Here is an 18981-nt window from a genome sequence, read left to right on the forward strand (position 1 = left end):
CTCATGGAAAAGAAAATAGCATTCATCACGGGAGCTACCTCCGGTATAGGCAGAGCATGTGCCCGGTACCTGGCCGAGGAAGGCTTTGCCATTGTCGGTTGTGGCCGTAGAAAAGAAAGACTCGAACAACTTAAAGCCGAACTGCCTTCCGATACGCCATACCAATATCTGGTCTTTGATGTACGGGATAAGGAGGCAGTATTCGCAGCGGTGGACTCCCTTCCCAAAGAATGGCAGTCTATCGATGTGCTCATCAACAATGCTGGTAATGCTCACGGTCTGGACCCTATACATGAGGGCAGCGAAGCAGACTGGGACGCCATGATGGACATCAATGTAAAAGGACTGCTATACGTGTCCAAAAAAATCATTCCGGGAATGGTGGAGAGAAAAAGTGGGCAAATCATCAATATTGGCTCCACTGCCGGGAAGGAAGTATATCCCAAAGGTAATGTTTACTGTGGCTCCAAGCATGCCGTAGACGCCATCACCAAAGGCATGCGCCTGGACCTGAACCCCTATGGCATCAAAGTCATGGCCATCAATCCCGGACTGGTGGACACCGAATTTTCCCTGGTCCGTTTCAAGGGCGACGATGACAAGGCAGCACAGGTATACAAAGGCTTCCAGCCCCTGAAAGCAGAGGACATTGCCGATGTGGTGCGCTTTGCCATCACCCGGCCGCCACATGTGGTGCTGGCTGATGTGATTGTTTTGCCCACGGCCCAGGCCAGTACTACCTTGCTGAATAAGGATCATGAATAGGGGGCAGATTTGTTTGCTGCTGCTCTGCGGGCTGGCTTGTAACAGCGACAATCGTGGAAACCTCCGGGTTTCAGAAGAGGTATCGATTACCAGCCTGCAGGATTCGACGGCCACGGCCTTTAGGATAGATCCTCCCGATACCGGCGAGTTGGAAAGGCGGCTCATCAATTCCGGTCTGGTAAATATCCGGGAGCGCATTCCAGAGGTGTATGTGGAGTTGAAATATTCGACGGAGGATAATTTTTTCGGAAAAGACGTATATGGAGAGCTAACCCGCTGCTACATGCAGCCCGAGGTGGCGGAAATGCTGGAAGTTGCCTACAGGGAATTGAAGTCCGGAAATCCGGAGCTTACTTTTCTGATCTATGACGCAGTGCGGCCACAATCGGTGCAACAAATCCTATGGGACGAGCTGGACAAACCCGATAGCCTGAAACCCCTATATGTAGCCGATCCAAAGGTGGGCAGTCTGCACAATTATGGCGTAGCGGTGGACCTCACGCTTGCTGTGGCTGCCAGCGGGGAGCCCTTGGATATGGGCACGGGTTACGATTTTTTTGGCTATGCGGCTTATCCGGATCGGGAAGAGGAAATGTTGGCAGCCGGCAGGATAAGTGAAGAGCAGGTTGCAAACAGAAAGATCCTGAGAGAAGTCATGCTGGCTGCGGGATTTACCGGCATAGGCTCAGAATGGTGGCATTTTAATGCCTATAGCAGAAAAGTTGCCGCACAGAAATTCGAGATTGTGAAATAATAATTGTATAATCGCCCTTTAAAATAATTTACATAACCTATGCAATTCATAAACAATAAACTCAAATCCATAGGCATCATCGCTTTGGGTTTGGCCCTGATCCTCATGCCTGCCATCAGCCAGGCCCAGCAATTCCGGGCATTGGTAATCAGCAAAACCGCAGGATTCCGGCACCAGTCCATCCCTGAAGGGGTGGCTGCCATAAAAAAACTCGGCGAGAAGCACCGCTTTCAGGTTTATGCCACAGAAGATGCCGGACAGGTCAATGACAAGAATCTGGAGCGCTATGATGTGATCATCCTGATGAGCACTACCGGAACCATTTTTAATGACGAAGAGAAGGCCGCATTTGAAAGATTTGTGCAAAGCGGCAAGGGTGTGGTGGGAGTACACAGTGCTACCGATACGGAGTATGATTGGCCCTGGTATACCAAGCTGATCGGCGGGCAGTTTAACCACCATCCCCAGCAGCAGACCGCCCGGATGCAGGTCGTCAACCGGGACCATCCCGCCACCTACCACCTGAATGACAAATGGCTGCGCACCGATGAGTGGTATGAGTTCAAAAATTTCAACGAAGATGTCAATATTCTGGTCCAGCTGGATGAGACTTCCTACGAGGTAGGAGAGCGAAACGGCGATAAAATGGGCATGGGTGCCGTGCACCCCATTTCCTGGTACCATGAATATGATGGAGGAAGGGTTTTCTACACGGGCCTGGGCCATGTGGAGGAAGCCTTTGAAGATGCCGATTTCCTGGATCACCTGTATGGAGGGATCTGGTATGCAGCTTTGGGCAGGCCTTTTTAGAAACGAGCAAAGATTTACATAAAAAAACCCTCTATTGAGGGTTTTTTTATGAACCAATTTTCAGGCAGGTAAAGGTTTGTAAATTAACATGTCATCGCCCAGGTCCAAAATATCTTGGTAAGGATGGTTAGTACTTTGACGTTCCGGTTAAATACAAAAGTTTTAAAGGTCCTGAATTTATTTTTCCCAATTGCCAGTTATATCTTCCGGACCCCTGTAATTCACCAATAAGGTTTTCCATTTCTTGTAAGGAGTAGGTCCTAAGTGAAGAGACTACCCCATCCCAAAGGACGCAAATAGGAACAATTGGAATCAGATAAGTAAAAATAATTCTGCTCAATTTAAAAGGAGCGATGAATGGAGTTGTCAATAAAACGGTTATCGGCGAAAATAGCATTGCGATAATACTTGGGATGCTTCTTTCTTGTGCTTCAAACAGGGCAATACCACTTTTTGCCTCGACCGCATTTTGTAAAATTAATTTGGCATCAGCTGGCTTGAAATGATGAAACGACAGAAATAAAGTCCTAAGTCCTTTAAATTCTGAAGGGACATTTCTGGCGTCAACGGGTTTTGCCTCATAATCAAAGTTATCAGCAAGCTTTGTGCTTAGTTCAAAAGCGGTTAAATTAGGAAAATAGTCCGTCATGATAACTTTTAGCCCCGGTACCTTTTTCGTTAATTCCCTGTTCAGCCCTAAAAGCCCACCACCCCCGCCTGATCCGAGGTCAATAATTGTGTCTGTTTGGTTTTTCCTTAATAATTCTACCAGGATCGGAATAATGGGCTTATACATTCCTGACTTGTTTGATAAGAATTGTAAAAAATCAGTCAGGTAGTTTCTTAACAAAGTGGGAAACCATTTTTGGTCTTCAAACTCAAATAGATGTATCCTTCCCATTTTGGGCTGTTTTTTTTTATGATCCGCCGCTAAATAAATTGGGGTTTCCTAAGTTTTTATCTGCCTAATCATGTGTAGGTTTGCCTATCAACAATCAAGTAATGCGAGGCCCATATGGTGCCATTTATGCATCATTTGTACTTGTTTTCCTTTTTTTTACAATTGATATTGAAGATATTAAAAAATTTGGACTAAAAAAAGGTATGTACAAGTTACCATCTGAACACTTTTGCGGCAAAAGATTTGTGAATTGCGTAAGGGCAGCAGTAAACAATGTCGAAAGAAAATCACAACTTGTAGGTAGCACTGATCAGTCCGGAAACAAACTCGCATCCATATTGGGGATGATCCGCAAAGCATTTTTGTAATACACTTTTTTCAATACCTCATCCGGAAGATCCAGCCCGTACATGCGCCAGAAGGCATGGTATTTTTTGTAGTAAGGGAAGTATTCATCGGCGGTCTCCAAAACCCGGAAATAGGTATAAAATTCCTCCTTGTTGTAGGCATCTTTCCCAAACAAAATCCGGTCCTGATACTTGATGAAAAACTCCCTGGCCATCCTGGGCTGCCGGCCAAACTCGGCAATTACTGCTCCTATACCAAAATTGACATTGGGATATTGCTCCAGGTGCCTGCCTGCTTTGGCCAGGTCATTGGCCATCCAGCCCATGTGGGCATTGATAAAGGTAGTGCCGGGATGCTTGAGGAAGACATGGTGTTGTTCGGCGATGATCTGCGCGAAGGGAGCCGGATTATCGGGGCCTCTTTTGCGATTGGGATTGATTTTCAGCTCCAGCCAGCGCTCGTTATGGGCATCCATGGGTTCCCAGAAGGGAGCCGGGTCAGCCGCGTGGATCAGAACGGGTATTCCCAGTTCCCCGCATTTGGCCCAGATGGGATCCAGATCAGGATGGTCTATAGGCACTCTATTTCCATTGATATCCGTGACAGAAAGCCCCAGGCTTTTGTAAATCTTTAGTCCATTGGCCCCGTTTTTCACATCAGTTTCCAATTCAGCTACTGCCTTTTCCACCCAACCTTCACCGCCAAATCCTTCAAAGCCCAGATTGGTAAAAACGATAAAACGACCTGGAGCCACCCCATTGAACCGCCGGATCATGGAGTTCAGGTATTCCTGCGCATCGATCTCTGCCCGGCTACGGGCAAAACCCTTTCCGCTGAGGTTAACCATCGTGGCCATGTTCAACTCGTCCATTTCGGATACCAGCCTGTGGATCAGTTCTTGTGTGACGTTCCATTGGTGACTGTGGATATCTACAAAGGGAAATTTGGCCCGCATTACCGGATTTTCAGGGACTACCAGGGTGGAGGTGGGATTATATTCCTCAAAACCCATTTCCTGGGCATAAATGCCAGTCGAACTCAGACAAAAGACCAGGAATAGAAGAAAAGATAATTTCATGGGGAAGCGGTTGATATCGTTTACCGTTTGGAATAAGCAAAGATGAATAAGACCGTTAAATTAACATTCAATTCTGAAAATAAGCTGAATTTACGGTATAAGATATTGAAAAAATCTGGAATGACCGGCCAAACACCAAAAAAGCTAAAGTTTTCTTCCCCGGCAATTATTTAGGATATTTGGCCAGATTATAGGGATTTGGAAAAAAGTTCGGCAAGAATTTAAATCATGTATGCCGGAATAATCCTGAATTTTGGATGACTTATGATAAGAATATATACAGATGGGGCCTCTAAGGGCAATCCCGGAAATGGCGGATACGGAGTGGTATTGCTCTATAAGGACCTCAGAAAAGAGCTTTCAGAAGGGTACAGGATGACTACCAACAACCGCATGGAGTTGCTGGCGGTGATCAGGGGCCTGGAAGCCCTGAAAGTGGAGGGACTTCCGGTCACTGTTTACTCAGACAGCAAATATGTGGTTGATGCCGTTCAGAAAGGCTGGATCTGGAGCTGGCAGAAAAAAGGCTTCAAGGACAAAAAAAATGTCGACCTCTGGAAAAAATACATTCCCCTTCACATCAAGTACAAGCCCAAATTTCTGTGGGTGAAAGGCCATGATGGCAACAGGGAAAACGAGCGCTGTGACGAGTTGGCAGTGGCTGCTGCCAGTGGAGCAGCGCTCAAGGTGGATCAGGGCTATGAGGCGGAAAGAAATCAGGGCATGTTCTGACATGGCAAACAGCTATTTTCAATTCAAACAATTTCGCATTGAGCAGGACCGCTGTGCCATGAAAATGGGTACGGATGCCGTTTTGTTGGGGGCTTTGGCTCATCTGGATAAAACGAAAATGATCCTGGATATCGGTACGGGTACGGGAGTGATTGCCCTGATGCTGGCACAAAGATTTCCGGAGGCCAGGGTGCATGGCGTAGAGATCGAAGCGCAAGCGTTTGTTCAGGCGACGCAAAACTTCCGGGACAGCCCCTGGAGGGATCGGTTGGAGATCGATCATGCAGCCTTTCAGGACTATGCCCTCACCCGGGACCGGAAATACGATCTGATAGTCAGTAATCCTCCTTTTTTCTCCGGCCAGCTCAAATCTCCGGATACTCAAAAAAGCTGGGCCCGCCACGATGACCAACTGTCCCAAAAGGACCTGTTACTGGGAGTAGATCAGCTTTTGACCGAAGAGGGCTTGTTTTGGTTGATCCTGCCTGTCAGAGAGATGCGGCTGTTTAAAACGCTGGCAAAGCAATCAGGCTTTGTTCTTCAACAGGAATACCTGATACGGGACAGGGCAGGTGTAGATCCTCGCAGGCAAATTTGTTCTTTCGGCAAAGGAAACAGGTGCCCAAAGCCTTCTGGAGAAATTATCCTCAAGGAGGCATCTGGTGGATTTCACATCGATTACCGTAATTTGCTGAAAGATTTTCTCCTTGATTTTTGAAAGGGAGCCTGATCGGCGGATTTTAACTCCCTGAGCATGACCACCAAAGGTTTGCCGGTATAGCGCACTTCAACCAGAAGCCATGCGATAGACAGGGTTTAGCGATCCTAGGTTCGCTGCCTCCAAATGCAATGGCTCAACAATTGAATATCCGGAGTTTCCCGTCCGAATATGGGAGTATTTCCGGTTCGGTTACTTTTTTGTAAATTGGATGCCATGATTGGCATCGCTACCCACTTTCTGATCGGATTGCTTTTTGCACTGGGATCACAGGCTGCAGAAGTCCGGCCTTCCCCCAAACTGACGGTGGTGAACCTGAACATTCGCTATGACAATCCGGAAGACGGCGCTTACAAATGGGAAAACCGGATACCTATAGTGCGTTCCTTTTTTAACCAGTGCGCCCCCGATCTTATCGGTTTTCAGGAAGTAACCCAGCGGCAGCTCGGGGATTTGGCGGCCATGCTTCCCGCCTATGGTTTTGTAGGTAGGGGTAGAAACGATGGTTTGGCCGGCGGGGAATTCAACCCCATATTTTACCGCAAGGACCGCTTTGAATTGTTGGAAAATGCGACATTCTGGCTTTCAGAAAGCCCGGATGTAGCGGGAAGTGTGGGCTGGGATGCTCAGCTTCCCCGCATCGTCACCTGGGCCAAATTGAAAGATAGGACTAGCGGGAAGTTGATCTTTCATTTCAATACTCACTTTGACAATAAGGGTATGGAATCCCGTTTTAAAGGTGTGGACTTGCTGTGTGAAAAAATCGCAGAAATCGCCGGAGAATCTCCGACCATTGCTACCGGTGATTTTAACATCCGCAAAGACCACCCCCGTTATGGAAAAGAACCCTATATTTACCTCAGGGAGAAGTTAAGCGAGCGATTGCAGATGAGAAGCGCGGAATTTGTAGCGAAGAGGGTGATTTCTGACGGGGCCACCGGAAATGGCTTTGAAGAAAACTGGCAGGAGAGGCCGCCCCATGCGGTAGACTATATTTTCGTCGATCCAAACTTTCAGGTGTCTACCTATCAGGTAGAGAAAATTATCGAAAATGGTGTATTTATCGCGGATCACTGGCCAGTTGTGGCAAAAATGACACCTTGCGATCCCTGAAATGCCAGGCCTGGGGTATAGCTAAAGAAAAGGTCAAAAAGTAACATGCTGAAAATTACCAGACACAATATAGATATTGAACTTGTCCAGGGAGACATTAGTCAGCAGCCAGGCATAGATGCCATTGTGAATGCGGCCAATGCGCAGCTTGAATCTGGCGGAGGAGTAGCCGGTGCCATTCACCGGGCAGCGGGTCCCGGTCTTGCGGACGAGTGCCGCCCCATGGCTCCAATCAAGCCAGGGGAAGCTGTGATTTCAAGTGGGCAGAGGCTTCCCAATCCCTTCGTAATCCACTGTCTGGGGCCTGTATACGGCAAGGATAAGCCATCTGACCGTTTATTGGCAGATTGCTACCGGAATGCTTTGCTGCTGGCAGATAAGCAAAAAATTACCTCTATAGCCTTTCCGGCCATTTCAACCGGTATTTTTGGCTATCCGATAGCACCAGCCGCTGAGGTTGCTCTGAATACGATTTTGGATACCCTTATCGAATTAAAATTTCTGCGTAGAATAAAAATTGTGCTTTTCGATCAGGATATGATGAATGTTTTTGAGAAACAGATGGCCTTATTGCGCCGGGAATAAACAGACTAAAGATTGCTAAAAAATGAAAGCTTTGCTAATTATTGATGTACAAAACGATTTTATTCCGGGAGGATCGTTGGCGGTACCTGGTGGTGGGGAAATCATTCCGCTCATCAACGGTCTGATGGACCGTTTTGACCTGGTAATGGCCACACAGGACTGGCACCCTCAAGACCACATGAGTTTTGCTTCCAACCACAAAGGAAAACAGCCCTTTGAACAAATCGTGCATCAGGGTCTGGATCAAATCCTTTGGCCGGATCATTGTGTGCAGGGAACACCAGGAGCAGATTTTCATCCGGAGTTAAATATCAAGCCCATTGAGGCGATCATCCGGAAAGGAATGGATCCGGATATTGACAGTTACAGCGGTTTTTATGACAACGGGCATAGACGGAGTACAGGCCTTACAGGTTACTTGAAGGAAAAGGGAAATCCGGTGCTCTATTGTTGCGGATTAGCTGCAGACGTTTGTGTTTATTTTACGATTAAAGATGCCCTGAAGGAAGGATTTAAGGTCAAATTGATCGCTGATGCAACGAGGGCGCTGGATCCGACGAAATTTGCAGCAATGGAAAAGGAACTCCAGGCATTGGGAATGGAGTCCGTCGATAGCAAATCCCTTGGTTAATTCCTGAAACCAAAGTTTTTTCGGTGTTCGGGGTGGTGAGTCAGCAGTCAAAAGCTACCCGGCAGGAGTATCGCCGTTTCCTCAACCTATCTTTCTCAGGGGATATAGGATTATTCTGAAAAATTTTTGTCGGTGATTTCAATTGTCTGTTTTTTTTATTACCTTATATTACTCTAATAATCAACTAACTACATCTAGATAAGCGATACATTTTTCATACCTGAGCTAAAGCAGAGTATTATGAAAACGCCAAGTAACTCTTCGTTAAGCGCCTGCTTTTTTATGCTTATTCTGCTTACTCATCACTTGATGGTTTTTGGTCAGCGGCCACCGACTAGTGGCCCAAACCCTGAGGATTCAAACCTGACGCCCTTCGTAATTGGAGGAAGCGGTTTGTTAGTGGCGGCTGGATCTTATCTTTACCTTAAAAGCAGGGGACCAAAAATACCGGTCAGGGATAATCTTCAGGATTATTTATGGCGAGAGAACATCATGCCTACACCCGATGCACTGCACCTGATGTATGCGCTCAATCCCGGGCTTCGTGGACAGGACTTGATGCGCAAAAAAAAGAAGCTGGTCGAACCGGAATTTCCCGAAATTCCGGAAGACCTGAGAAAGGTAGCGGTTGCTGTACCCCCTCCTACCTTCATCATGCCGGAAAATTTGCAAGGATTAATAAATGAATTTAAATCCATCCTGGATGCTTTCAGTGGCATGACCTTTAAAACGACTCATCGAAATGCCCCAAAAGAGGCTTTCCTTGAGGTCCTGAATAATTTAGAGCGTTTGCTTACCGCACCGGAACGGTTGACAGAGTCCAGAAATGTAGTTAAAGACCAGTTGATGACAGATTTGATCACAGTTGCCGATCAAACGGTAGATGGTGCCATTGATACCCGGGAGTTGTCAACCGATAAACTGGCTCTTTTACAAGCCATTGCAACCGATATGGAGGATTTGTTGTATCCTGATCCCAATCCAGCTCAAATGCAAGTAGTTACCGGTAAAGGAGATGAAGAATCGGCAGACTGGGGCTTGTTCTTGGCATCTGCCGGTAAAACTTTCAATGATCAATTGATTTACAATCGCATTTCGAATGCTAAGGATGCCCGGGAAAATGCAGATCTTAAATGGTTTGCCCTTGCTGTCTATAAATATGGTGCCGATGGGGAATTAATTACCAAAGGGAGGGAGGTAGAAAATAGGTACCAAATCGCTTATGCTTCACCAGCCTTGAAAGACAGAGAAGAAAGTTTCCATACCATTCAGGGAAATGCCTCTTACGGAACGGCCCTGTTGGGTAATGGAAAATATTTTATTAGAGTGAAGGACGGCGACGAAGAAGTACCCATTCAAAACCCACTGATCCATTTTGGTCAGGCCTTTCAAAACCCGGTAAAAGAAACACACAATGAATTGACTAAGGTTATTATTTACATACTGGAGTGATTAAATTATTGCAATATCGGGCCGCATTGGTGACAGTGATGTTTGGACTGTTTGGCGGAGCTATTTCTAATTTTCTGGTAATAGAAGAATATTCTTGGCTTTATTTTGGAATAGCGAGCATACTTGGTTTGACGGTAAATCTGCTCGTTTCTTTCCTATTGAAAAGCAAATGGTCAAAGGGAATCAAAAATAACATCAAAATCGTGTGTCTCTTTTTATTCACAGCTTTGGTGGTGAATTTGTATATGCACACCAGGTTCTTTTTGGAAAGAACCTTTGCTTATAAGGATTTTAACAATGAGGTGACCTATTATGTGAAAGGAACAGAATATACAAACCTCGCCAAAACCTTTAAATTGGCCAACCCTCAGATTGAAAGTGATGCTGATCTTATCATGGAGGGTTTTGGGTCTCCTCTGGAAAAAGGTAAAGTGTGGACAGAAGCATCCATTATTGAAAGTTGGTTGAAATTAATTTCTTCCTATGCCTTATTCATCATATTTTTTGTTGCCCTTATCTCGGTTTTGATCGAAGTATTGGTATCGCAATACGGCAAAACAACTGCAAAAACAATAGAAAGCCTAACCGAAAAAACTGCCGACTCAGGATAGATGGATTCAGAGAGAAAATGGCATGGGGTTTCCCAATATCACAACTGAAATAGAAGAAAACCGATGAAAAACATAGGAACGTTCCGATTCCGGCCAATGTATTGGAGCCTGCTCCTTCTTATTTTGGCCAATTGTGAAAAATTTGATGATTTGCCTGATCCTGTTTTAAATAGGTACGATGTACCTGCGGAGGTTCTCGGGCGGGTTTTTACTGCTGACGTACCACAAAATATAAGGAATGTAGATGAATTTTTTGATAGGATTAAGGCGCAGGGGATGGTCATCCATGAAGGAAATGAACCACCGGTTATCTACAATCGGAACAATCAGTCTGGACCTGGATTTACAATAGGAAACCATTGTCTGTACGATAGTAGAAATAGGGATAATGAGGGTTTCACCTATGGCAAATATCAGGAAACAATCAGGATATATCCCGACCGAAATCAAAGCATTTTTCTAGCCGACATCGCTTATTTTTCTGTTTCGGATCCGGATTTTCCTGAATTTCCCAGAGGTCTCGATAGTGGATCCGGAATGGGGTATGTATCGGGAAATCAAGGCAGCAATTTCACCATCTTCATAAAAATCACTAATGGGAAATATGATCTTGTCGACTACAGCGCGATTTGGATCATTTCCGGAACCTACGTAGAAATTACAGGCGGTCAAAATGAGTTGACAGATGTTACCAAATGCATGATTATGCTGGAGAAAAGTGAGGACCTGCAGGATAGGGTGGCCGACAGGGGAACAATCAGGATTTTCCGGGATGATGCGCCGGAAAGGCTGCCCTGATTAAGTGGAATTAATCATGTGGGTATATAGGGAGCAGCAGGTTTTTCTGAATACGTTTTGAAAATTGCAGGTTATTTTTATTTTGACCAGACAACCAAAGCTGATGCAATATGCCAATTTTCATGGATCGGCATGACATACCGGGAGTTTCAGCAGAAGATGTGGCAGAAGCCCATCAAAAAGACCTGCTGATACAGGGAAGGTTTGATTGCAGGGCATTGACCTATTGGTTTGATGAAGAAAGGGGCATGGCTTTTTGTTTGATAGAGGCCCCGAATAAGCAGGCGGTGCAGGATCTCCATGATCATGCGCACGGGTTAATTCCCAATCAGGTAATTGAAGTTGAACCAGATTTGGTAGCGTCCTTTTTGGGTAGAATAGAGGATCCCGTAAAGAAGGGGTTATCCGGAGCCGGTATCATCAATGATCCTGCATTCAGATGCGTAATGGGCGTATTTATAGATGGATCGGCGATTTTTGAGTTTGGTAGTCATATCGTTAAAATCAAATCAAAAATCCGAAAAGAGTTTAAACGGCACATGGGTCTGGAGGTAATTCCGGAGGGTGAAGGTTTGCTGGCCTCTTTTGAATATATAGATGATGCTGTTCGCTGTGCATTATTTCTACAGGACTACTTTGATTCATCCAAAATTCCTATCAAAAATCCATTGCAAATAGGTTTGGCAGCCGGAATACCTGTTTCTGGTGATAAGAGATTTTTTGGGCCTACCGTAAAATTGGCAAAAAGATTAGGGATGATGGCCAAATCTGGTCAAGTCATTTCTTCAGCAATAGTAAGTGAGCAGTTGTCCGATATGGCTGCCGGCTCAAATACATTGCCTGAAGGCAATATTTTTACGCTAAACCCTGGGCAGGAGGAAATTTTTAATCTGCTCATTGAAATCCTTGAGGAGGATGGCTGTAATGCCGGTTTCGGCATCAATGCGTTAGCCAGAAAGACAGGTATGAGTAAGTCCAAACTCTACAGAAAAACTAAGAAAACTACCGGTTATTCTCCAAATGATTTTATCAAAGAATACCGTTTGAAAATGGCTCAAAGATTTATCAATAAACAGGATGGTAATATTTCTGAAATTGCTTATTCATCCGGTTTTAGCAGTCTTTCCTATTTTTCAAGGTGCTTTCAGGATAGGTTTGGAATTCTTCCTTCCATTTACGCCAATGCCATTGCCTGAAGCAAACGAATCGTGAATCAGGATTGAAAATTTTTGAATGAATTGTTTTAAAACCCTTACTGCTATCCTTTTACATTTGATTCTAATTGAAATTTATAACAAAGCTCAATATAATCATGGATACAGTAGCACAGAAAACATTGTATGAAAGGCTGGGAGGAAAAGAAGGAATTGCCTCACTGGTGGATGATATTGTAGAAGCCCATATGCACAATCCGGTTATTCAGGTAAGGTTCCTTCCCTACAAGGAAGATCCGGAAAACCTCAAAAAAATAAAAGGTCACCTGGTAGACTTTTTTTCTGAAGGTAGTGGCGGAAATGTAAGCTATAAAGGCCGGGATATGGAAACCACCCACAAAGGTATGAATATCAGTGAGGCGGAATATATGGCCGCAACAGATGATATTATGAATACCCTGGACAAACATGGGATCGATGAACAATCAAAAAAGGATGTGCTCGCCATAGCTTATTCCTTGAAAGAGCAAATTATGAAGTTATAGTTTTCCTTTCGGAAAGACCAGGATTTCTTTAAGGTGTATCCGGGTAGGTTCAGGTAATGCCCAGCCCTGACCTGATGGGGCATTCATAGGATCTGCGACCGGCAGCCTGCAGGGTTTAGGTATTCCCCATATTATGGGGAGTATCGTTGATCTTTCACCTTGGTCAAGATTGGTGCCATTGACTGAGAAATGATTGTTCAGTTTAAGAAATCGTGTGGGCTCTACCAGGCCCTGGCCTTTCGTTCGCCAATTGGTTCTGGCTTGACGCGCAAATACCGACAGCCTCTACCTGAGTCTTTCGTTTAATTTCCAATCTATTGAATAATAACAGCAGGTAGGGCATGGGCTTAAGAAAGGAGATGGTATCCTGTCAAACCAGTCTAAACATCCTATCAACACATCAGTGGAGGGAGATTTTGCCATTTTTAATATCAGTTTAATTTCTTGGGAATGGGTAGAAAGAAACTCTTTTTACAAAACGGATAACAAGAAGATGAATAACGTACTCACAATAACCAGGTTTTTTCTTTTATTGGGTATGACATGCTTCAGTGTCCAATCCGTAAGAGCGCAGGAAGAGCTGCCGGCACAGCATTCCTTCCAAACCCTACAATATCTACTTTCTGAGCAGGAAAACCAACCCAGCGGGGAGGAAGCCGATTTGCTTATTGAAAAGCTCGTTGATAGAATGGAATACTGGAATGAGATTTCCAGACAAGGCGACCCTGGGTGGAAGAATGAGGCGTTGAAAACCTTTGTTAATTATGGAGTGGAGGAATTGGCAGGCTTTGCATTGAGATCACCGGTGCTGGGAAGGGTTTCTTCCGTGAGGGAACCTGTAGAACGAGCCAGTGGCTGGCTTAGTGAAAAGGTAACAGCCCATTTTTTTGAGAGGGATGCTCAGGAATTTGCCCGCCAGAGAGATTTTAAGGTCCGCGAAACCTTTGAACAAACGGCTACTTCCATTGTGGAGGACCATTGTTCCGGGAATGTAACCTGTGCGGAGGCGGTGTTTGAGCAGGTACTAAATGATCGCGATGTGCAGGAGCAGATTCTTGAAGCGGATGCTTTGGGTGCTTTTGATGAAGCCCAGACGAGGGCCTATGTGAAAAATGCTCAGGAAAACTCTCTGGATAATTATGAAGGGGTCATCCTTGAAATCGACAACCTGTCGGCCACGGTCAATGCCGCGGTTTCTGATGTGAAAGCAACCGTGATCAATAATTTTCAGGAGTTAAACGAAAACCAGGAGCATATCATCAACACCACGGCCCGAATCCTGCATTACCAACAGGAAAATACCATTGCCCTGTCAAATCTTCAGGAGTTTGTGAGTGCTATTGACACCAAAGTGGATAATATCACCGCATTACAGCAGCAATCCTTATTTGTTTCCAATGCGATTCATGAGGGGATGGTGAAAATCGACAAAAGGATCATCGCTTTATCCAGGTCGTTTGAAGCGATGATTGAAGAGGAGAGAATTGAGGAAATCCATGAAATTTTCGAAAATTCACCCATCAACAAAAAGATTAAGGCACTTGAGGATAAAAATAGTGCCATAAGTGTGCTTATGGGAGAAGAGGACCGGCAGACCGTGTTGGAGAATCTGAGAGTCGTTAAAAAAAAGCAGGATATCGTCAAAGCTACTGAGCTCATAGGGCGAGTCGGAGCAGTGGGCAAGGAGGCCCTCACCGTATTTTGCCAGAGCAGGGACTGCCCCTCTGAAATTGAAGAGAGCATTAACCTGGGATTGGCACTTACCGATATAGTCGGCAATTTCACTGCCGGAAACTGGGCCAAGGCCAGCTTAACGGCCCTGGGCATATTTAAAGAGCCCCAACCAGGTCCGGAACTAAGAATGCTCAACCAAATAAGAAGGCAGCTGGAAGGTTTAGAGGCCAATATGAACCAGGGTTTTAAAAATGTACATGAACACCTGTTTGCCCTTGAAGAAAATCTGGGACAACGTCTTGATATCATTGATTTAAAACTAGATCAGCTTTCCAGGGAATTGATCCAAACCCGCCAGGATATACTACAAAGCCTAAGCAGGGTGGATACAAAATTAAATTATATCGTCAACCAAAATGAATGCATCAGGGATCTCGTTCTGGAGGTAACTCTGGAGCAAAATCAGGATCTCTGCAGGCTTCCCGCAAAGACTTTTGCCGACAGGATCGAAAAGGATGAAATTTCGGATTATGAGGATCTGGAGAATTTCTTTCGGGGTGGATCCTGTGGGAGTTGTATAGAAGCATTATCAAAGGTCAACGAGCAGTCTCGTTCGTCTTTTTTCCGGTACGCCGCGTGTAAACCGGAAGGAGAAAATAACAAAGCATCTCCCAACCGGATTTATGATTATGCCTTCAACAAACTCCTGAACGGAACAGGGACGGACAAAAATACGGTCCATTCATTACTTTATGTGCCGAAAAATATACGGGTACTTGATTCATTGAAGAATGCATTAAAACCGCTCGAAGACAGCATATCTTTCGAATTAAAGAAAGAAGACAGTCATTACCGCAATTACAGTGCGGTGCTGGATTATGCCAACTATGTGCTCACTTTATTTCCCTTTTTGGAGCCTTATGATCGTGGGGACTTGTTGAGTGCGGGGGAGATCAGAGATAATCCCGGATTCTCAAAAGAGCGTACGCGGTTCCTGATCAACCAGCTGGAAGGAACATTGGATCTCATTAACCATACCATCTTCCAGCAGTCACTGATGGCCGGAAATGGAGTATTCACTACCGTTGATCAGATGTTGGAGGAGAGTGTTTCCGGTTTTGATGATAGTGGTGTTTTTACCCTCCGGGATCTTTTTTCCCATAACCCCTATTTCAGAAAAAATTATGCCGCTCACCTGCTGGACGAAGTAGTTGGTCTTGAAAAAATAAAAGATTTGATCGATCATGATCGACTTGAAAATGGACCGCAAAGGTTAGTGATGAAGGGCTACAATATTCAAATCTTTGAGGAAGATAATACTCTTGTTTTTACTGTCAGCCTCAACAATCTCAAAGAACCGGAACAACACATCAGGTTGTTTGATGGCTATCTTCCTGTGGCGGATGGCAGGATCGATGAGGAGACCTACCAAAGAAACCTGGAATTTGCCTACCCTTCTTCCATCACCGAACTATCCAACATGAAGAATCTGGTCATCAATAGGCTGGGAGAAATGCGGATGATTGCCTCCACAGGTCCGAAAGAGACAGCGCTTTCCCCTGAAGAAATAGCGGATTTAATTGTATTGTTCAGGTAATGAACTAGGTTTCGAAAACGCAAAAAAATAACCAAAGATCATGATGCGGATATATCTCTTTTCTCTACTCCTTTTGGTAATTGGATTGTCCCTGCTTCGAAATTCAGCCACCTTTTCTGGGGAGGAACCCAGGCTTCTTAAGCAGGAGGTGCCACAGCAATTTTCCCGGAAAGAAACCAATCTGACCCTGGATCAGGACCTGGCAGATTATATCAATACCCAGGCAGGTTTGGATGATACGGATCGGGTAATCCTCATTGCGGACACAATTTTGGTTTCAGAGAATATAAGGTTGAGGGAAGTAGATGTAATCATGGTTTCCAATTATTTCGGTACCGATGGAAATCAGGTGGATGTCCTTCCTGCTCCGACAAATACAAATCGGACCGGGATCTCCGGTAAGGCTGGCAAAGAAGTCAGAATTATCGCCAAACACATCGCTGAGGTGGAATTTCACCTTCCCGGAATGGACGCAACAGATGGCAGGGATGGCAGCAATGGAAAAAGCGGAAAGAAAAGTGAAGTGAAGAAACACGGAGATGTAAGTAAGGGCACCGCTGGTAAAGATGGGCAAGACGGAGGTAATGGTGGAAAAGGCGGCCAATTGATCCTGCATGCCGGCAATGAAGATTACCAGGTACAACTTACCGCACCTGGAGGTAGCGGTGGTGCCGGCGGAAAAGGTGGTACCGGTGGGACTACCTTCATATGGGTATTTACAAAACCACCGGGGAAATCAAAAAAGCCGGAACCCGAGCGACCTGGCCGGCGCCGTGGTGGAAATGTTCAGATTCAAAGCCAGAATAACCAAAGGGCTATAAAGGCCCGGCAGGAAAAAGATGGGCAAAATGGCAAAAGGGGAAAAAATGGATTGGATGGAGAGAAGGAAACAAAAGTGTTGTCCGATCAACAATTTGCAGTAGCAGCCCGAAAGCATTTCCATCATGACCGGGAAAAATTAAACCGGACAGGCTGGCAAATTATTTTCAGGGAGCAATAGAGAATTTTTCCTTTCCGACATCGCAATGCTGCTGCATTAAAAAGCTCACGAATCCGCTGAGGTTATCAATTATAATTGATAACTTTTGACCATGATCAAGATCTTTTGGCTACCCCTACTGCTGATCCAATTTGCGCAAACAACTTAGGTCGACTGTTGTTTGGTAGGGGTACCATGCTATCATTCCTGCCTTAACCATAATCTGACAATATAACCTTGAAAATTCTACTTACAGGAGCTACCGGATACATTGCCCAACGATTGTTGCCAGCACTATTGCAGGACGGGCATGAGGTGGTATGTGCGGTTCGGGATAAAAACAGATTCAATTCAGACCGTTTTCCCTCCAAAAACCTGAGTCTGGCAGAGGTGGATTTTCTGGACAGCGACAGTCTGAAAAATATCCCTGATGATATCGATCTGGCCTATTACCTGATCCATTCCATGTCAACCCAACGTGGAAATTTTGAAGAAATGGAAGCTACCTGTGCCACCAACTTCCGAAACAGGATACAGGAAACCAGTGCGAGACAGGTCATCTATCTGAGTGGGATTGTTAATGAAGAAGAATTGTCCAAGCACCTTTCTTCACGGCAACAAGTCGAAACCATTTTATCAGATGGTGGCTATGCCCTGACTACCCTGAAGGCAGGAATTATTGTCGGATCTGGCAGTGCCTCCTTTGAAATCATCCGTGACCTGGTAGAGAAATTACCGCTGATGATCGCCCCGCAATGGCTAAAGACCCGTTGCCAGCCCATAGCCATCAGGAATGTGGTGGAATTTCTGCAAGGTGTTATTCTCAGGGAAGACACCTACAATCAAAGCTTTGATATCGGCGGACCGGATATCCTCACCTATAAAGAAATGCTGCTTCACTTCGCCAGGATCCGGGACCTGAAGCGCCGAATTCTGGTGGTGCCGGTGATGACACCCCGGATTTCCTCGTATTGGCTGTATTTTGTGACATCCACCTCCTTTGACCTGGCCAAAAACCTGGTTGACAGCATGAAAATAGAAGTGATCTGTACTCCCAATGACCTGGACAAAACCCTGGAAATACAGCTCATTGGCTATGATGATGCCATCAGGCTGGCTTTTGATAAAATCGAGCAAAACCAGGTTTTATCCAGTTGGAAGGATGCCCAAACCTCTGACTTGCTGCATAAAGGCCTGACCAGGTATATGGAAGTACCGGTAAACGGCTGCTATGTGGAGGTCCGCAGGCTGCCCATTGAAAATGAGGAGCAGGTTTTAAGAAATGTTTGGAAAATCGGCGGCAAACAGGGATGGTATTATGGCAACTGGCTCTGGGAAATCAGGGGATTTTTAGACCAATTGGTCGGCGGGGTAGGCATGCGAAGGGGCAGAAAGAGCGAGACGGAGATAGCAGCCGGTGAATCGCTGGATTTTTGGAGGGTGCTTATCGCCAGCCAGGAGCAAAAAAGACTGCTGCTATATGCAGAAATGAAATTGCCGGGAGAGGCATGGTTGGAATTCAAAATTGAAAAGGGCGAGTTGGTGCAGACGGCCACCTTCAGGCCTCTGGGGATTTGGGGAAGGCTGTACTGGTATTCCGTTTTTCCCTTTCATGGGTTTATTTTCGGGGGGATGATCAGGAATATTGTCAACAGAACTGCTTAAGTACGCTTAATTTCCTGTTTCTCAGCACCACGGGCAACCCCTATTCTGAGGTCTCCAATAAACTTTTCCTT

The 18981-nt window shown here is 45.4% G+C and carries 18 protein-coding genes; 16 read left to right on the forward strand and 2 right to left on the reverse strand.

Annotated features, from left to right (window positions below):
* Nucleotides 1-3 precede the first annotated feature (3 nt).
* The 3 genes from BUB19_RS15800 to BUB19_RS15810 are packed head-to-tail and all read left to right on the forward strand — an operon-like array spanning nucleotide 4 to nucleotide 2329.
* Nucleotides 4-765: an SDR family NAD(P)-dependent oxidoreductase gene (locus tag BUB19_RS15800; protein ID WP_073095543.1), complete on the forward strand. Its 762-nt coding sequence runs from the start codon at nucleotides 4-6 to the stop codon at nucleotides 763-765.
* Entirely contained in the window at nucleotides 758-1519 is a 762-nt protein-coding gene (locus BUB19_RS15805) for a M15 family metallopeptidase (protein ID WP_073095544.1), read from the forward strand. Before BUB19_RS15800 ends, BUB19_RS15805 begins: the two co-directional genes overlap by 8 nt.
* Nucleotides 1520-1558: 39 nt before the next feature.
* Nucleotides 1559-2329, forward strand: a complete 771-nt coding sequence (locus BUB19_RS15810) for a ThuA domain-containing protein (RefSeq protein ID WP_073095545.1) — start codon at nucleotides 1559-1561, stop codon at nucleotides 2327-2329.
* Between the two features lie 127 nt (nucleotides 2330-2456).
* Here the strand turns inward: BUB19_RS15810 and BUB19_RS15815 are convergent, their stop codons facing one another.
* The gene (locus tag BUB19_RS15815; protein WP_073095546.1) at nucleotides 2457-3230 is read right to left on the reverse strand and encodes a hypothetical protein; all 774 of its coding nucleotides are present in this window, start codon (nucleotides 3228-3230) and stop codon (nucleotides 2457-2459) included.
* A gap of 310 nt (nucleotides 3231-3540) precedes the next feature.
* Entirely contained in the window at nucleotides 3541-4656 is a 1116-nt protein-coding gene (locus BUB19_RS15820) for an amidohydrolase family protein (RefSeq protein ID WP_073095547.1), read from the reverse strand.
* A 264-nt stretch (nucleotides 4657-4920) separates the two neighbouring features.
* On the opposite strand from BUB19_RS15820, the gene rnhA reads away from it, so the two are divergent.
* From rnhA to BUB19_RS15885, 13 genes are all read left to right on the forward strand, one after another.
* The gene (rnhA, locus tag BUB19_RS15825) at nucleotides 4921-5388 is read left to right on the forward strand and encodes a ribonuclease HI (protein ID WP_073095548.1); all 468 of its coding nucleotides are present in this window, start codon (nucleotides 4921-4923) and stop codon (nucleotides 5386-5388) included.
* The gene (locus BUB19_RS15830) at nucleotides 5357-6106 is read left to right on the forward strand and encodes a tRNA1(Val) (adenine(37)-N6)-methyltransferase (protein WP_178371510.1); all 750 of its coding nucleotides are present in this window, start codon (nucleotides 5357-5359) and stop codon (nucleotides 6104-6106) included. The genes rnhA and BUB19_RS15830 overlap by 32 nt, the downstream gene beginning before the upstream one ends.
* A gap of 216 nt (nucleotides 6107-6322) precedes the next feature.
* Nucleotides 6323-7219 (forward strand): endonuclease/exonuclease/phosphatase family protein, encoded by an 897-nt coding sequence (locus BUB19_RS15835; protein ID WP_178371511.1) that lies wholly within the window; start codon nucleotides 6323-6325, stop codon nucleotides 7217-7219.
* 45 nt (nucleotides 7220-7264) lie between these two features.
* Nucleotides 7265-7804, forward strand: a complete 540-nt coding sequence (locus BUB19_RS15840; RefSeq protein ID WP_178371512.1) for a macro domain-containing protein — start codon at nucleotides 7265-7267, stop codon at nucleotides 7802-7804.
* Between the two features lie 22 nt (nucleotides 7805-7826).
* Nucleotides 7827-8435 (forward strand): bifunctional nicotinamidase/pyrazinamidase, encoded by a 609-nt coding sequence (pncA, locus tag BUB19_RS15845; RefSeq protein ID WP_073095551.1) that lies wholly within the window; start codon nucleotides 7827-7829, stop codon nucleotides 8433-8435.
* Between the two features lie 240 nt (nucleotides 8436-8675).
* Nucleotides 8676-9887: a hypothetical protein gene (locus tag BUB19_RS15850; RefSeq protein WP_143156064.1), complete on the forward strand. Its 1212-nt coding sequence runs from the start codon at nucleotides 8676-8678 to the stop codon at nucleotides 9885-9887.
* Entirely contained in the window at nucleotides 9884-10498 is a 615-nt protein-coding gene (locus BUB19_RS15855; protein ID WP_143156065.1) for a hypothetical protein, read from the forward strand. Before BUB19_RS15850 ends, BUB19_RS15855 begins: the two co-directional genes overlap by 4 nt.
* Before the next feature lie 63 nt (nucleotides 10499-10561).
* Nucleotides 10562-11296 carry a hypothetical protein gene (locus BUB19_RS15860; RefSeq protein WP_143156066.1) on the forward strand — a complete coding sequence of 245 codons (735 nt, stop codon included), beginning with the start codon at nucleotides 10562-10564 and terminating at the stop codon, nucleotides 11294-11296.
* 110 nt (nucleotides 11297-11406) lie between these two features.
* Nucleotides 11407-12492 carry a nickel-binding protein gene (locus BUB19_RS15865; RefSeq protein ID WP_073095555.1) on the forward strand — a complete coding sequence of 362 codons (1086 nt, stop codon included), beginning with the start codon at nucleotides 11407-11409 and terminating at the stop codon, nucleotides 12490-12492.
* Nucleotides 12493-12608: 116 nt separating this feature from the next.
* Nucleotides 12609-12995, forward strand: coding sequence for a group I truncated hemoglobin (locus BUB19_RS15870; RefSeq protein ID WP_073095556.1), 387 nt, complete (start codon nucleotides 12609-12611; stop codon nucleotides 12993-12995).
* Nucleotides 12996-13488: 493 nt separating this feature from the next.
* The gene (locus BUB19_RS15875; RefSeq protein ID WP_073095557.1) at nucleotides 13489-16266 is read left to right on the forward strand and encodes a hypothetical protein; all 2778 of its coding nucleotides are present in this window, start codon (nucleotides 13489-13491) and stop codon (nucleotides 16264-16266) included.
* A 40-nt stretch (nucleotides 16267-16306) separates the two neighbouring features.
* A complete protein-coding gene (locus tag BUB19_RS15880; RefSeq protein WP_143156067.1) occupies nucleotides 16307-17266 on the forward strand; it encodes a hypothetical protein in 960 nt (319 codons plus the stop codon).
* 216 nt (nucleotides 17267-17482) lie between these two features.
* On the forward strand, nucleotides 17483-18910 hold the full coding sequence (locus tag BUB19_RS15885) for an SDR family oxidoreductase (protein ID WP_073095559.1): 1428 nt from the start codon (nucleotides 17483-17485) through the stop codon (nucleotides 18908-18910).
* Nucleotides 18911-18981: the final 71 nt, after the last annotated feature.

It is taken from the genome of Cyclobacterium lianum, assembly GCF_900143075.1.
Classification (GTDB): domain Bacteria; phylum Bacteroidota; class Bacteroidia; order Cytophagales; family Cyclobacteriaceae; genus Cyclobacterium; species Cyclobacterium lianum.